Source organism: Microbacterium sp. VKM Ac-2923, from assembly GCF_022815605.1.
Taxonomy (GTDB): Bacteria; Actinomycetota; Actinomycetes; order Actinomycetales; family Microbacteriaceae; genus Microbacterium.
In genome coordinates, this window is sequence record NZ_JALGRP010000003.1 from 358251 (window position 1) to 373776 (window position 15526).

Below are 15526 nucleotides of genomic sequence, written 5' to 3' on the forward strand. Positions count from 1 at the left end.
TCATTCTCCAGTCGAGAGGTCGGGGTCAGCGGCACGTCGGGCGTTCTGCCGGTCCAACGCCGCTCCCTTGATGGTGGCATACGCCCACATGCCGCCGAAAATGAGGGCCACGACGGCGAGGGCGGGAACGAGCAGACCACCCAGCATCAGGATCGCCTGCAGCGCCCACCCGGCGATGATCGCGCCGCGGTGGCGCAGGAGGCCCGAGACGGCGACCATCGCGACGGCCATCACGACGCCGCCCACGATCCCCCACCAGTCCGGGATGCCGAAGGGCAGCACCTTCAACCCGTAGACGACGAGTCCGCCCAGGAACACCACGATCGACTCGAAGCCGAGCACGACCGCGCCGAGGGACTCCTGGGCGCCGCGCTGACGGCGCGGACGCGGGGAGCGAGGGGTGCGCGGGCTCACGCCTGCCACCCCGACTTCCAGTCCTCGAGCTCGGACAGCCGCAGCGCCTCGCCCGCCAGCACGACGGAGCCGGCGATGACGACAGCCCGGCGGTCGGACTCGGCCGCCCAGGCGCGCGCGGCGTCGGCCGCGTCTTCGAGGGTGGGGTGCACGGTCACCGGGAGGTCAGCGGCTTCGGCGACGTCGGCGATGGCGTCGGGATCGGCCGCACGGTTGCTGTCCGGCGCGGTGGCGAACACTCGCGCGACGGCGGGGACGAGCGCCGACATGATGCCCACGGCATCCTTGCCCGCCAGGATGCCGACGACGGCCCCCCACTCGTCGATGTCGAACGCGTCGTCGAGAGCCGCCACCAGCGCGCGGGTACCGTGCGGGTTGTGCGCCGCGTCGACGAGCACGGTCGGGGCGGTGCCGACGAGCTGCAGGCGACCGGGAGAGGTGGCGTTGCCGAGGCCGTCGGCGACAACGTCGGCGGCCAACGGCTGGGAGCCCCCACCGATGAGGGATTCGACCGCGGCCACGGCCAGCGCCGCATTGCGGCCCTGGTGCGCGCCGTACTGCGGCAGGTAGACCTCGGAGTAGGTGCCGGCGACACCGCGCACGGTCAGCTGCTGCCCGCCCACCGCGAGGGTCTGCGCCTCGAGGGCGAAGCCGTCGCCCGCCACGGCGACCGTCGCGCCTTCTTTCTCGGCGCGGGCGCGGATGACCCGCAGGGCCTCGTCGGGCTGTTCCGCCGAGACCACCGCGGCACCGGGCTTGATGATCCCGGCCTTCACCGTCGCGATCTCCGCGATGGTCGAGCCGAGGCGATCGACGTGGTCGATATCGATCGGCGTGAACACGGCGACGTCACCGTCGGCGGTGTTCGTGGAGTCCCACTCCCCGCCCATGCCGACCTCCAGCACCAGTACGTCGATGGGGGCGTCGGCGCACGCGACGAAGGCGAGCACCGTGAGCAGCTCGAAGAACGTCAGCAGAGCGTCTCCGGCCGTGGCGAGCTCGGCATCCACCATGCCGACGAACGGCTGGATCTCGTCCCACGCGTCGGCGATCGCGGCATCCGAAACGGGTTCGCCGTCGATCAGGATGCGCTCGGTGAACCGCTCGAGGTGGGGGCTGGTGAACAGGCCCGTCCGCAGACCCATGGCCCGCAGCAGGCTCTCGATCATGCGGCTGGTCGAGGTCTTGCCGTTGGTTCCGGTCACGTGGATGACGCGGTAGGTGCGCTGCGGGTCGGCCAGCAGCTCGAGCACGCGGCGCGTGCGCTCGACGCGCGGCTGCACCCACTGCTCGCCCTGCCGCTCGAGCAGCGCGCTGTAGACGGCGTCGGCTCTGGTGCGGTCGCTCATGCGGGGGCTCCGATCCGGCTCACACCGACGCGTACCGCACCCGCGTTGGCGTAGGTCCGCGCGGGGATCTCGACGGTGTGCTCGTCTTCGGAGGCGTCGGCGGATGCCAGGACGGTCGTCGCCACCGCTCTCAACGCCTCGCCCTGCGGGTCGATCACCGTGTACTCCGTCGCCAGAGTCTCCTCGGCGACACCGGCGAGGTCGAACGCCAGATCCACGGCCTTCGCGTCCTCGGCGTCCGCGAATGCAAGACGCAGGAAGATCCGGTCGCTCACGTCGAATCCGGCGGCCTTGCGCGTGTCCTGGATGCCGCGGATCATGTCGCGCGCCAGGCCTTCGGCCTCGAGCTCGGAGGTGGTCACGGTGTCGAGCAGCACGAAACCGCCGCTCGCGAGGACGGCCAGGGCCTCGCCCTCCGGGCGACCCGCCGTCTCGACGACGAGGTCGTACTCGGCGGGCTCGAGGGGGATGCCACCGACCACCACCTGTCCGTCGACCTCGCTCCAGTCTCCCTCGCGGGCGGCCTTGATGGCCTGCTGCACCTGCTTGCCGAGGCGCGGACCGGCCGCGCGGGCGTTGACCGCCAGGCGGTGGGTGATTCCGTACTCTGCGGCGGTTTCGGCTTCGAGCGTCACCTGCTCGACGCTCTTGACGTTGAGCTCCTCGCGGAGGATGTCGTCGAACTGCGCCAAGCCCGCGGCATCCGGGGTCACCACCGTCAGACGTGGGAGCGGGAGGCGCACGCGCTTGCCCTCGCGCTTGCGCAGGGCGTTGGCGACGCTCGAGACGTCGCGGACGGTGTCCATCGCGGTGCGGATGTCTTCGGCCGCGGGGAACGCCGACGCGTCGGGCCAGTCGGTCAGATGCACGCTGCGCCCGCCGGTGAGGCCCTGCCAGACCCGCTCGGTCACGAGCGGCAGCAGCGGGGCCGCGACGCGGGTGAGCGTCTCGAGCACGGTGTAGAGCGTATCGAAGGCCTCGCGACTGGTCGGGTCGTCGGTCACCCCCACCCAGAACCGGTCGCGCGATCGGCGGATGTACCAGTTCGTCAGCACCTCGACGAAGTCGCGCAGCCGCTCGGCCGCGGTCGTGGAGTCAAGCCCCTCGAGGTCAGCGGCGACGCCCTGCACGAGATCACCGGTGAGGGCCAGGATGTACCGGTCGAGCACGTCGGTGGAGTCGGTGCGCCACTCGGCCGTGTAGCCCTCCCCCGACGCGTTGGCGTAGGTCGCGAAGAAGTACCACGCGTTCCACAGCGGCAGCAGGAACTCGCGTACGCCCGAGCGGATGCCCTCCTCGGTCACGACGAGGTTGCCGCCGCGCAGCACCGAACTCGACATGAGGAACCACCGCATGGCATCCGAACCGTCGCGGTTGAAGACCTCGCGCACGTCGGGGTAGTTCTGCAGCGACTTCGACATCTTCTGTCCGTCGTTGCCGAGCACAATGCCGTGGCACGAGACACCGGTGTACGCCGGGCGATCGAACAGCGCGGTCGAGAGCACGTGCATCACGTAGAACCAGCCGCGGGTCTGCCCGATGTACTCGACGATGAAGTCGGCCGGGGCGTGCTCGTCGAACCACTCGTGGTTCTCGAACGGGTAGTGCACCTGGGCGAAGGGCATGGAGCCGGAGTCGAACCAGACGTCGAGCACGTCTTCGATGCGACGCATCGTGGACCGCCCCGTCGGGTCGTCGGGGTTGGGGCGGGTGAGGTCGTCGATGTAGGGGCGGTGCAGGTCGACCTCGCCGTCGGCGTTCACCGGCAAGCGGCCGAAGTCGGCCTCCATGTCGGCGAGCGAGCCGTACACATCGACGCGCGGGTAATTCGCGTCGTCGCTCTTCCACACCGGGATCGGCGAGCCCCAGTACCGGTTGCGGCTGATCGACCAGTCGCGCGCCCCCTCGAGCCACTTGCCGAACTGGCCCTCCTTGACGTTCTCGGGCACCCAGGTGATCTGCTGGTTGTTCGCCAGCAGGTCGTCCTTGATGTCGGTCACGCGGACGAACCAGCTCGACACCGCCTTGTAGATCAGGGGGTTCCGGCAGCGCCAGCAGTGGGGGTAGGAGTGCTCGTACGAGGCTTCGCGCACGAGGCGACCGGCCTGCTTGAGCAGGCGGATGAGGGGCCGGTTGGCCTCCATCCACAGCTCCCCCGCGACGTCGGTCACGGCCGACAGGAACCGCCCGCCGTCGTCGAGCGAGATGATCGTCGGAAGCCCCGCAGCATCCGCGAGACGCTTGTCGTCCTCACCGTAGGCCGGTGCCTGGTGCACGATGCCGGTACCGTCCGACACGGTGACGTAGTCGTCGACGAGGATCTTCCAGGCGTCGCCGGTCCCCCACGTCTCGGCGTCGGCGTAGTAGTCGAAGAGGCGGTCGTACGACACGCCCTCGAGCTCGGAGCCCGAGATGGTCGTCTCCACGGCCGCGCGGGCGGCATCCGGGGTCGCGTAGCCGAGGTCTTTCGCGTAGTTCGGCAGCAGGTCCTCGGCCAGCAGGTAGCGGTGCGCGACGGCCTCGAACGCCTCGTCGGGGGTGCCGTCGGGGGTGGTGTGCACGTCGGCGGCACCGTTCGGGCCGCCCTCGATCACGGCGTACCGGATGCCGGGACCCACGGCGAGCGCGAGGTTCGTCGGGAGGGTCCACGGCGTCGTCGTCCAGGCCAGGGCCCGCACGCCGGTCAGGCCCAGAGCCTCGGCCTTGGCGCCGACGAGCGGGAAGGTCACCGTGACCGAGGGGTCCTGACGCATCTTGTAGACGTCGTCGTCCATCCGCAGCTCGTGCGTCGACAGGGGCGTCTCGTCGCGCCAGCAGTACGGCAGCACGCGGTAGCCCTCGTAGGCGAGCCCCTTGTCGTGCAGGGTCTTGAACGCCCAGAGAACGCTCTCCATGTAGGTCGTGTCGAGCGTCTTGTAGCCGCGGTCGAAGTCGACCCAGCGGGCCTGGCGGGTGACGTAGTCCTGCCACTCGCGCGTGTACTCGAGCACCGACTCGCGGGCCTTGGCGTTGAAGGTCGCGACCCCCATGCGCTCGATCTCGTCCTTCTCGGTGATCCCGAGCTGCTTCATCGCCTCGAGCTCGGCCGGCAGACCGTGCGTGTCCCAGCCGAACACGCGGTCGACCTTCTTGCCGCGCATGGTCTGGAAGCGCGGGAAGACGTCCTTGGCGTAGCCGGTGAGGAGGTGGCCGTAGTGCGGCAGGCCGTTCGCGAACGGCGGGCCGTCGTAGAACACCCACTCCTCGGCTCCGTCGCGGTTCGCGATCGAGGCACGGAAGGTGTCGTCGGCCTTCCAGAAGGCGAGCGTGTCGTCCTCGATGGCCGGGAAGCGCGGGCTCGGGACGACGGATGCCGGGGACGCGGCGTTCTGAGCGGATGTCGCGCTCTGCGCGGAGGCCGGGGTCGTGGCATCCGGGGTCGACGCGTGGGCGGCCTGGTCGGCGGCGGGGCCGAAGGATGAGGGGCGTGGGTAGGTCATGTCACTCCGCGGGTCGAGGTTCACTCGCCGGGACGACCCTTGCGGACCGCGTTACCACCCTGCATTGCGCCGGGCCCTTCGACGAGCTCAGGGACCGGTGCCGCTCTCACTGCGGCTGTGACGGGCCTGCCCCGCGCGGTTCTACTGATCCGGCCCCTGAGCGTGTCGAAGGGTCGGAGGTTCTTCCGCGAGCTCCCCGGTGATGGCCGGATCGGTGCTGATGGGTCGAGTCTACGCGCTCGCCGGTCCCGGCGCGGCGGCGCTGTGGATCGATCGGCCGGTTCTCGTGCTCCGGTGTCCACGACATCCGGAGTGCGGCGCGAGGCATCCGGGTGTCCTGGACACTCGAACCGGGACCGCGTCCGGCGGCGGGTCCCGTGCCCGCGCTCCGGTGTCCACGACATCCGGAGTGCGGCGCGAGGCATCCGGGTGTCCTGGACACCGAAACCGGCACACGCGCCACCGCCGGCCGGGCGGATCAGTCCGCGGGCCCCCGTTCGACAGGCCTCAGCCCCGCGGCCGCCAGCAACTCCCGGGTGAACGCGTGCCCGGGGGCGGCGAACACGCGCGGCACGGGACCCGCATCGACGACCCGTCCGTCCTTCATCACGAGGACGTCGTCGGCGACCGCCGCCACCACATCGAGATCGTGGGTGACGAAGACCATCGCCAGCTCCCGCTCCCGCTGCAGGTCGAGCAGCCGTTCGAGGATCCGCGTCCGGACGGTCGCATCGAGGGCCGACACCGGCTCGTCGAGCACGAGCAGATCGGGAGATGCGGCCAGGGCCCGGGCGATGGCGACGCGTTGCCGCTGACCGCCCGACAACTGCGCCGGCCGGCGACCCGCGAACTCCGCCGACAGCCCGACCTCCTCCAACAGAGTGGCCACGGCCGACCGCCGTTCGGCGCACGCGATGCCGGCGGCGGCGACCGCCTCGATCAGCGTTCGGCCGACGGTCCATCGCGGGTCGAGCGCGCCCCAGGGGTTCTGCTGCACGAGCTGCACGCGTCGCCGATCGGCGCCGTGAGCCGCCGCGGGGCCCCACGGTCGGCCGTCGAAGGAGAGGATCCCCGCGTCGGGGGTCGTCACCCCGACCACCATCCGTGCGAGCGTCGTCTTCCCCGAGCCCGACTCCCCCACGACCGCCAGCGTGCGGCCCCGGCGCACCTCGAACGAGACCTCGTCCACGGCCACCCGGTCGCCGAACCGCTTCGTCACCCGGTCCGCCGTGAGGATCGGTGCATCCGAGCGCGATGCCCGCTCGAGCGGTTCGTGCGACACCGCCGCCACGAGCGCCCTCGTGGCCGGATGACGAGGGGATGCCAGAACCTCGGTCGTCACACCGGTCTCGACGACGCGCCCCTCGTGCATGACCACGACGCGATCGGCCACGCGCGCGACGGCGGCGAGGTCGTGACTGATGAAGACCACGGCCACGCCGTCGTCGGTGATCCGCCGGAGGAGGTCGAGCACGCGGGCTCGCACGGTGGAATCCAGAGCCGTTGTGGGCTCGTCGGCGACGAGCACCGCGGGCGTCGCCGAGAGGGCTGCGGCGATGAGAGCGCGCTGGCGCTGGCCACCGGAGAGCTCGTGCGGGTACTGGCGGGCGCGCGCGTCCGGCTCGGGCAGCGCGACGCGTTCGAGCATCGCGCGCACGCGCCCGGCGAGGGCGCCGCCGCGAACGGCCGGTTCGTGGATGCGGATCGACTCGGCCACCTCGGCCCCGATGCGGCGGAGGGGGTCCAGTGAGACGAGGGCGTCCTGAGAGACGAGCGCGATGCGCCGGCCGCGGAGCGCGCGCCACTGCCGCTCGGTCAGCGACCCCGCGTCGATCCCGTCGACGGAGAGCATCTCCACCGATGACGACAGTCCGCGCGGTACGAGACCGAGCAGGGCCCGGGCGCTCAGCGACTTACCCGCGCCGGACTCCCCGACGATCGCGACGCACTCCCCCGGCGTGACATCGAGGTCGAGGCCGTGCACGAGCGAGCCGCCGGGGCCGTCGATGCGCAAGCCGCGCAGATGAACACCCTCGGCGCCCGGCACCCCTGCGCTCGCGCGGGGCGTCTCGGCATCCCGTGCGCTCGCGCGGGGCGTCTCGGCATCCCGTGCGCTCGCGCGGGGCGTCTCGGCATCCCGTGCGCTCGCGCCCGGCGTCTCGGCATCCCGTGCGCTCGCGCGCGGGGCTCCCGCACTTCCGGCACCCGCTTCGCTCGGACCCCGCGCCCCTCGGCCCGCGCGCGGCGTCTCGGCATCCCGTCCGCTCATGCCCCGCGCTCCTCGGCCCGCGCGCGCAGGGTCCGGCCGACGACGCTCACGCCGACCACCGTCGCGGTGATCGCGAGTCCCGGAAAGACGGCGACCCACGGCGCCTGCAGGAGCAGATTGCGCCCGGCAGACAGCATCAGCCCCCACTCCGGCACGGGTTCGGTGGGCCCGAGGCCGAGGAAGCTCAGCCCCGCGGCGGCGAGGATGCTCGTGCCCACGCCGATCGTCGCGAGGACGCTCACGGCACCGAGGACTCCCGGCAGCACGTGGCGCACGTGCACGACAGGTGCCGGCACTCCGCTGATACGTGCGGCCTCGACGTACTCGGCCGAAGCCAGGGCACGCGTCTGAGCCCGGGCGAGACGGATGTACACGGGAACGGCCGCGATGGTCACGGCCAGGGCGACGTTCGCCGGGCCCGGTCCCAGCACCGCCACGACCAGGAGCGCCACGAGGAACTCCGGGAATGCCAGCAGCACGTCGACGAAGCGCATCGCGACCGTGTCGACGAGACGCGGCGCGACCGCGGTGAGGGAGCCGACCACGACGCCGATGACGAGGGCGAGACCCGTGGCCAGCAGGCCGATCCCGACCGATCGCCCCGCGCCGTACACGACGCGGGAGTAGACGTCGCGACCGCTCTGATCTGTGCCGAACCAGTGCGCGCCGCTCGGGGGCTGCAGCGCCGCCCGCACGTCGGTGAGCAGGGGGTCGTGCGTGGCGAGGAGCGCCGGCGCCACGGTGGCGAGGGCGATGACGGCCAGCACGGCACCGGAGAGCGCCAGGGCGACGACGCGCCCGGGCCGCGCCCGCGGCCGGACGACGGTGACACTCATGACGGCATCGCTTTGCTCATCTCGCCACCACGGGCAGGGTCCACGACAGCGCTCATGAGGGCACCGCCGCACGGACGTTCAAGGCGGCGGTCGCCGAGCGGAGCCGGGGGTCGATGAGCGGGACGACGATGTCGACCAGGGTGTTGACCGCCACGAACACCACCGCACTCAGCAGGATGACACCGGTGATCACCGGCAGATCGCGGTCGGTGATGGCCGTCAACGTCACCCGCCCGATCCCCGGGCGCGCGAAGACCGTCTCGACCAGCACCGCGCCGCCCAGCAGCGACCCGACGAGGTAGGCCGCCAGCGTCAGGCCCCCCACGCTCGCGTGGCGCAGCGTATGGTGCACGCTCTCGCGCAGCGGGCTCGCGCCTCGGGCGCGCACGGTCAGCACGAACGGCTCGCGTTCAGCCGACTCGACGCCGTCGCGCAGCACCTGCGACAGCAGGGCGGCGACCGGGAGCGCGAGCGTCACAGCGGGGAGCACGATCGCGGGGGCATCCCTCGCCCCCGACACCGGGAACCACCCGAGCTGGAAAGAGAACACGCTCAACAGGACCAGGCCCGTCCAGAACACCGGGGACGACAGCACGACCAGTTCGATCCCGGATGCCACGGATCGCCCGGTGCGCCCGCGCACGAGAAGAGTGGATGCCAGGGCCAGCGTCACCGCGATGACCAGCGCGAGCGCCGAGAGCTGCAGGGTCGGCCCGAGCTGTCGACCGATGACCTCACCGACCGGGAGGCGCAGCTGGTACGACTCCCCCAGGTCACCGCGCAGCAGGCGCCCGAGGAACGCGCCGTACTGCTCGAGCACCGGCCGATCCAGCCCGAGGTCGGCGCGGATCCCGTCCTTCACCGCGTCGCTCACCTGCGCCTGCGGCCCGAGCATCACGTCGACCGGATCGCCCGGGATGATGCGGAACGCCACGAACGCCAGGGTCGCCGCCCCCCACAGCACCAGAACGACGGATGCCACGACCCCGCCGAGACGCGTCAACAACGCGCGTGGGCGAGAGCGTGGCATCCGAGGGACGGATTCAGCCGACGGAGGCGGTGGCGAACAGCGGACGGCCGTACAGGTCGAACGCGAGACCGGTGACGTCGGGACGCACGGCACTGATCAGCGCGGGGCTGTACAGCGGCACGATCGCGGCGTGCTCGGCGTTCCACTGCTGCACCTGCGCGTAGACCGCGTTGCGGGCGGCGGCGTCGGTCGTCGATGCGCCCTGCTCCAGCAGCGCGTCGAGGGCGGGGTCGCTCACCTGCGAGGCGTTCTGGAAGCCGTCGGTCGCGAGGTGGCTCTGCAGCAGGTCGGCGTCGACGCCCGAGAAGCCCCAGTCGGTGACGTCAAAGGTCTTCGGGCCGTACTGCTCGTTGTACGCGCCGGGCTCGAGCACCTCGCGCTGCAGATCGAAACCGACCGCCTTCAGGTCGCTCTGCACCGCGTTCGCGAGTGCCGCACGGTCGTCGGGCACCGGGGTCCAGGCGATCCAGCGGGCGGTGAGGCGCTGACCGTCCTTGGTGCGGATGCCGTCGGCATCCCGTCCCGTCCATCCGGCCTCGTCGAGGAGGGCGCCCGCGGCCGAGGCATCGAAGGGCCACGAGTTCTCGAGGCTCGCGTCGTAACCGGGAGTGGTGGAGCCGAGGATGCTCCACGCGCGCGGGTACTGCCCGAAGAAGATCTCCTGCACGGCGGTGTCGACGTCGATCGCGCGCGTGAAGGCCTGGCGGACCTTCTCATCCGCGAAGACGCCGTTCTTCTCGTTGAGGAACAGCGAGTAGGGCAGACCCGGGTACTCCAGCGACTCCACGGTGTCGTCGGCGGGAACCTGGCTGACGAGATTGGGCGGCAGGTTGGTCACGACGTCGGCCTGGCCGCTGGACAGCGCGCCCACGCGCACCGACGCCTCGGGCAGGATGTCGACGCGCAGCGTCTGGAAGCTCGGCGCCCCGGTGCCGTCGGGGCCCCAGGTGTAGTCGTCGTTGCGGGTGTACACGATGTCCTGATCGGGCGTGTACTCGGTCAGCTCGAACGGGCCGGTGCCCACCGTGACGCCGGGGCCGCCCGCCTTGAGCTGGTCGGCCTTGCTCTCGAGCACGGCCGGCGAGTAGAAGCCGAGCAGCGACGTGCTGGCGGCCTGCAGGAACGGCGCGTAGGGCTGCGAGAAGCGCACGCGCACGGTGTGGTCGTCGACCACGTCGGTGCCGGCGTACAGGTCGCCCCCGAGCATGGATGCCGCCTGCGCCGATGCCGTCTCGGGATCGACGATGCGGTCGAAGTTCGCCTTCACGGCGGCCGCGTCGAAGGGCGTGCCGTCGTGGAACGTCACGTCGTCGCGGAGTTGGAAGACGTAGGTCGCCCCGCCGTCCTCCACCTCCCACGAGGTCGCGAGCCACGGCGAGAACGACCCGTCGGCCTCCTGGTAAACGAGCGAGTCGAGCACGGCACGCTGGACCATAGCCGAGACGTCGAGCTGGCTCGTCTGCGGGTCCATGTGACCGGCCGAGAGGTTGGCGCCCTCGATCGCCCAGACGATCTCTCCGTCGCCGGAGGCCTCGGGGTCGGCGCCGGCGCACGACGACAGGGACAGGGCGGCGACCGCGGCGACGGCGACCGCCGTCAGAATGCGGCGGGTAGGCACAGAAGGCATGGAAAGACCTCGGAAACGTCGATGGGGAACCTCTAGCCTACCCGCGTTCCTGGACGCAGTGCGGAAACCCCGGGTTGCGCCGAGATCCGGGCGCGCGCACACCACGTCAGCGATTCGCATCAGGTCGGTCGACTTCGGCTGTTTCGGGCTGACACCGTGTAAATCGCTGACATCGCGCGGCACCGGCGGTCGCGCCGTCGACTGCGCAGTCGCCGCCCTCCCGGATGCCGGGGCTGTGCGCACGGTCCGCGATTCGCATCAGGTCAGTCGCCTTGGGCTGTCTCGGGCTGACACCGTGCGAATCGCTGACATCGCGCGACAGCCCCACACGCGCCGGCGACTCCCGTCTCGGACGACGCCCGCAGGATGCGGCGCGTGTCTGCTCACCCCGCGGAGTCATCGTCGACAGGGGAGCTCGCGAGAGACGTTCAGGGTCGATGCAGGCCCTGCGCGACAGCGCGCATGATCTGCGCCTGCACCTCCGGCCAGCGATGCACGACCTGCTCATACCCGACGCGGATGACGTGGAAACCACGCAGCATGAGCTCGACGTCATGGCGGATGTCCTCTGTGCGCTGAGCTCCGACGTGGTGGCCCCCATCGATCTGGAGTGCAAGACGTTCGCCGATGAGGAAGTCGACCCGGTATCCGGCGATCCAGATCTGTGCACGGATCGGCAGACGCATCCACCGCAGCCGAAGAGGCACGAACGTCTCGAGTCCGGAGTCCGACCACGGAGTCACGTCCTCGACCAGACGACGCGCGGTGCCCGTCCAGCGAAGACGCCGGAGAGCGTCCAGGTCGACCAGTCGCTTGTTCAGTGCCGACTCCCAGATCGCGAGCGCCGATTCGTAGGGCTGACATCCCGCGACGGTCATGAGGATGTTCTCGATATCGTCCTCGAGCTGATCGGGATGCCGGGGAACGATCGCCCTCTGCCAGTGCACGACCGCCGACGTCTGTTCCAGGCGCCCTCGGCCGGGGTACGCGACGTGCGGCCGCTCCGGCCGCTCGGCCACCCAGAGTCCGCGTCGCTCCGCAGCCGTGACGCAGGACAGCATCGTCCCCGTTCGCGCGGCGGCGACGAGGTGCGGATCGGCCGACGGCACGGCGATCCAGTTCAACCGCACGCGCACCACGAGACCGCGATCGACAGCGCGCGAGATGCGGTACCGAGTGTGTCCTTCGCTCACCAGGCGGGTGGCACGAACGACACCGCCCAGTTCGGCAGCGCGCGTGGCGACGGCTCGGGTGAGATCGGCATCCATGGATGTCATGCTCGTCCGTCGCGAGGCGCGGGGCTCGATCACGAGCGCGATGGTGGATGGGGAGGCCGCTGTGGAGGAGCCGCCCCAGCGTGCATCGTTCTGCGATCGTCGGTTCCGATCCGCACGACCTCAGCGATCCGCACGACCTCAGCCGGCATCCGCCGAGGACGACTGACACGGCGCGAACCACCCACCTCGCGCGTACCAGCCCGCGCACGCCCACAACCTCAGCGATCCGCACGACCTCAGCCGGCATCCGCCGAATCCGACTGACACGGCGCGAATCACCCACCTCGCGCACCCGCTACCCGGCCGTACGCGCCGCTGGCCACGCCACGCACGCACGGCAGCCCCGGTATCGTGGATGCCACACCCATCAGGCACGCTCACACAGTGCCGCCCATATCGTTCGAGGAGTACTTCTATGGCCACGATTCCCGACAAGCCCGCCCTGGAAGGCCTCGAGCAGAAGTGGGACGCCGCCTGGCGTGAGCGCGGCACCTATGTCTTCGACCGCCTCCGCGCCGCCGAGACCGGTCGTCAGGGCGTGTACTCCGTGGACACCCCGCCGCCGACGGCATCCGGAAGCCTGCACATCGGGCACGTCTTCTCGTTCACGCACACCGACGTGAAGGTGCGCTTCGAGCGCATGCGCGGCAAGACCGTGTTCTACCCCATGGGCTGGGATGACAACGGCCTGCCCACCGAGCGCCGCGTGCAGAACTACTACGGCGTGCGCTGCGACCCCTCACTCCCCTACGACGCCGACTTCACCCCGCCGTTCGCGGGCGGCGACAACAAGAGCAGCAAGGCCGCCGACCAGGTGCCCATCAGCCGTCGCAACTTCATCGAGCTGTGCGAGCGCCTCACCGTCGAAGACGAGAAGCAGTTCGAAGACCTGTTCCGCGAGCTCGGCCTCAGCGTCGACTGGACGCAGACCTACCGCACGATCTCCGACGACTCGATCCGCACGAGCCAGCTCGCGTTCCTGCGCAACATCGAGCGCGGCGAGGCCTACCAGTCGATGGCGCCGACGCTGTGGGACGTCGACTTCCGCTCCGCCATCGCCCAGGCCGAGCTCGAGGACCGCGATCAGCCCGCCGCCTACCACCGCGTGGGCTTCGCCAAGACCGACGGCTCGGGCGACGTGTTCATCGAGACGACGCGTCCCGAGCTACTCGCCGCGTGCGTAGCCCTGGTGGCCAACCCCGACGACGAGCGCTACCAGCCCCTCTTCGGCACCACCGTGCGCACCCCGCTCTTCGACGTCGAGGTCCCGGTGCTCGCCCACCCGCTCGCGCAGAAGGACAAGGGATCGGGCATCGCCATGATCTGCACCTTCGGTGACGTGACCGACATCATCTGGTGGCGGGAGCTGGACCTCCCCAACCGCACGATCATCGGCAAGGACGGCCGTATCGTCGCCGAGGCCCCCGATGTGATCGTGACGGATGCCGCGAAGGCGGCGTACGACGAGCTCGCGGGCAAGACGGTGTTCAGCGCCAAGAAGCGCATCGTCGAGCTGCTGCAGGAGTCCGGTGCCATGGAGGGCGCCCCGAAACCCTTCACGCACCCCGTGAAGTTCTTCGAGAAGGGCGACCGGCCTCTGGAGATCGTGTCGACGCGTCAGTGGTACATCCGCAACGGTGCTCGGGATGCCGAGCTGCGCGAGCGCCTGGTGGCCCTCGGCCGCGAGATGTCGTGGCATCCGGACTTCATGCGCGTGCGCTTCGAGAACTGGACCAACGGCCTCACCGGCGACTGGCTGGTGTCGCGCCAGCGCTTCTTCGGCGTGCCGATCCCGGTCTGGTACGGCCTCGACGAGAACGGCGAGCGTGACTACGCGCGCGTGCTGACCCCCGACGTCGCGTCGCTGCCCGTCGACCCCACCGTCGATGTGCCCCCGGGCTACACCGAAGACCAGCGGGGCGTTCCCGGCGGCTTCGACCCCGAGCTCGACATCCTCGACACCTGGGCGACCTCCTCGCTCACCCCGCAGCTGGCCGGCGGGTGGCAGCGCGACGAGGAGCTCTGGAACCTCGTCGCCCCGTTCGACCTGCGCCCGCAGGGCCAGGACATCATCCGTACGTGGCTCTTCTCGACGATGCTGCGCAGCGCCCTCGAAGACGACCGGAGCCCCTGGTCGGATGCCGCGATCTCGGGCTTCATCGTCGACCCCGACCGCAAGAAGATGTCGAAGTCGAAGGGCAACGTGGTCACGCCCGCCGACATCCTGCAGCAGCACGGCTCGGACGCCGTGCGCTACTGGTCGGCGTCCAGCCGTCTGGGCACCGATGCGGCGTTCGATCCGCAGAACCCCACGCAGGTCAAGATCGGCCGGCGCCTGGCGATCAAGCTCCTCAACGCCGCGAAGTTCGTGCTGTCGTTCCCCGTGCCCGAGGGCGCCGAGGTCACGCACGACCTCGACGCGTCGATGCTCGCGACCCTGGATGCCGTCATCCGCGACGCGACCGCCGCCTTCGAGGCGTACGACCACGCGCGGGCGCTGGAGATCACCGAGTCGTTCTTCTGGACGTTCTGCGACGACTACCTCGAGCTCGTCAAGGAGCGCGCGTATGACCGTACCGATGCCGGTCAGGCGTCCGCGGCCCTCGCCCTGCGCACCGCCCTGTCGACGCTCGTGCGCCTGTTCGCGCCCGTGCTGTCGTTCGCGGCCGAGGAGGTGTGGTCGTGGTTCGAGGAGGGCTCGGTGCACACCGCCGCGTGGCCCGAGCCGCTCGGCATCGAAGGCGACCCTGCTGTGCTCACGGCGGTCAGCGCCGCGCTGATCGGCATCCGCCGCGCGAAGACCGAGGCGAAGGCCTCGCAGAAGACGCCGGTCACCTCGCTTACCGTCGCCGGTCCCCACGTCGAGGCCCTGCGCCTGGCCGAGGGCGACCTTCGCGCCGTCGGCCGCATCGAGACGATCACCTTCGCCGCCGCTGAGACCACCACCGTCACCGACATCGTGTTCGCACCCCAGGAGGACTGATGCAACTCGGAACCCGTTGGACCGCCCGTGAGCAGCCGCCGAAGGCCGTTCCCGAGGCGCTGCACGCGCAGATCGCCGCCGTCGAGGCCGCGCTCAACCCGGACGGCCTCAGCGCTCCGGCGCCCCGCTGGACGCTGACCTTCCTCGAGGGGCGACCGGTCGCCGAGCTCGACACGGGGGTCATCGTGACCCAGGATGCCGCCGGCGAGGTCGTCGTGCGGTACGACGACGACGCCGAGTTCGCCTGACGCGTCTTCGCTGA

At 70.7% G+C, this 15526-nt stretch carries 10 protein-coding genes; 2 read left to right on the forward strand and 8 right to left on the reverse strand.

The annotated features are described in order from the left end of the window. The 8 genes from MT347_RS07555 to MT347_RS07590 all read right to left on the reverse strand — a co-directional run bounded on the left by MT347_RS07555 (nt 1) and on the right by MT347_RS07590 (nt 12272). Complete coding sequence (locus MT347_RS07555) at nt 1–414, reverse strand: DUF4233 domain-containing protein (protein WP_243499671.1); 414 nt, start codon at nt 412–414, stop codon at nt 1–3. Then, nucleotides 411–1763 (reverse strand): folylpolyglutamate synthase/dihydrofolate synthase family protein, encoded by a 1353-nt coding sequence (locus MT347_RS07560; protein WP_243499673.1) that lies wholly within the window; start codon nt 1761–1763, stop codon nt 411–413. Before MT347_RS07560 ends, MT347_RS07555 begins: the two co-directional genes overlap by 4 nt. Then, nucleotides 1760–5242, reverse strand: coding sequence for an isoleucine--tRNA ligase (gene ileS, locus MT347_RS07565; RefSeq protein ID WP_243499675.1), 3483 nt, complete (start codon nt 5240–5242; stop codon nt 1760–1762). Before ileS ends, MT347_RS07560 begins: the two co-directional genes overlap by 4 nt. A gap of 478 nt (nt 5243–5720) precedes the next feature. Next, nucleotides 5721–7511 carry an ABC transporter ATP-binding protein gene (locus tag MT347_RS07570; protein WP_243499678.1) on the reverse strand — a complete coding sequence of 597 codons (1791 nt, stop codon included), beginning with the start codon at nt 7509–7511 and terminating at the stop codon, nt 5721–5723. After that, the gene (locus tag MT347_RS07575; RefSeq protein WP_243499680.1) at nt 7508–8347 is read right to left on the reverse strand and encodes an ABC transporter permease; all 840 of its coding nucleotides are present in this window, start codon (nt 8345–8347) and stop codon (nt 7508–7510) included. Before MT347_RS07575 ends, MT347_RS07570 begins: the two co-directional genes overlap by 4 nt. 52 nt (nt 8348–8399) lie before the next feature. Next, entirely contained in the window at nt 8400–9377 is a 978-nt protein-coding gene (locus MT347_RS07580) for an ABC transporter permease (RefSeq protein WP_243499682.1), read from the reverse strand. A 13-nt stretch (nt 9378–9390) separates the two neighbouring features. Beyond that, nucleotides 9391–11004 (reverse strand): ABC transporter substrate-binding protein, encoded by a 1614-nt coding sequence (locus tag MT347_RS07585; RefSeq protein ID WP_243499684.1) that lies wholly within the window; start codon nt 11002–11004, stop codon nt 9391–9393. A gap of 428 nt (nt 11005–11432) precedes the next feature. Further along, nucleotides 11433–12272, reverse strand: coding sequence for an endonuclease domain-containing protein (locus MT347_RS07590; RefSeq protein WP_243499686.1), 840 nt, complete (start codon nt 12270–12272; stop codon nt 11433–11435). Nucleotides 12273–12696: 424 nt separating this feature from the next. Between MT347_RS07590 and valS the strand changes: the two genes are divergently transcribed. Both valS and MT347_RS07600 read left to right on the forward strand, forming a co-directional pair. Beyond that, nucleotides 12697–15264: a valine--tRNA ligase gene (gene valS / locus MT347_RS07595; protein WP_243499688.1), complete on the forward strand. Its 2568-nt coding sequence runs from the start codon at nt 12697–12699 to the stop codon at nt 15262–15264. Next, entirely contained in the window at nt 15264–15512 is a 249-nt protein-coding gene (locus tag MT347_RS07600; protein ID WP_115918078.1) for a hypothetical protein, read from the forward strand. Before valS ends, MT347_RS07600 begins: the two co-directional genes overlap by 1 nt. The last annotated feature ends 14 nt before the right edge of the window (nt 15513–15526 follow it).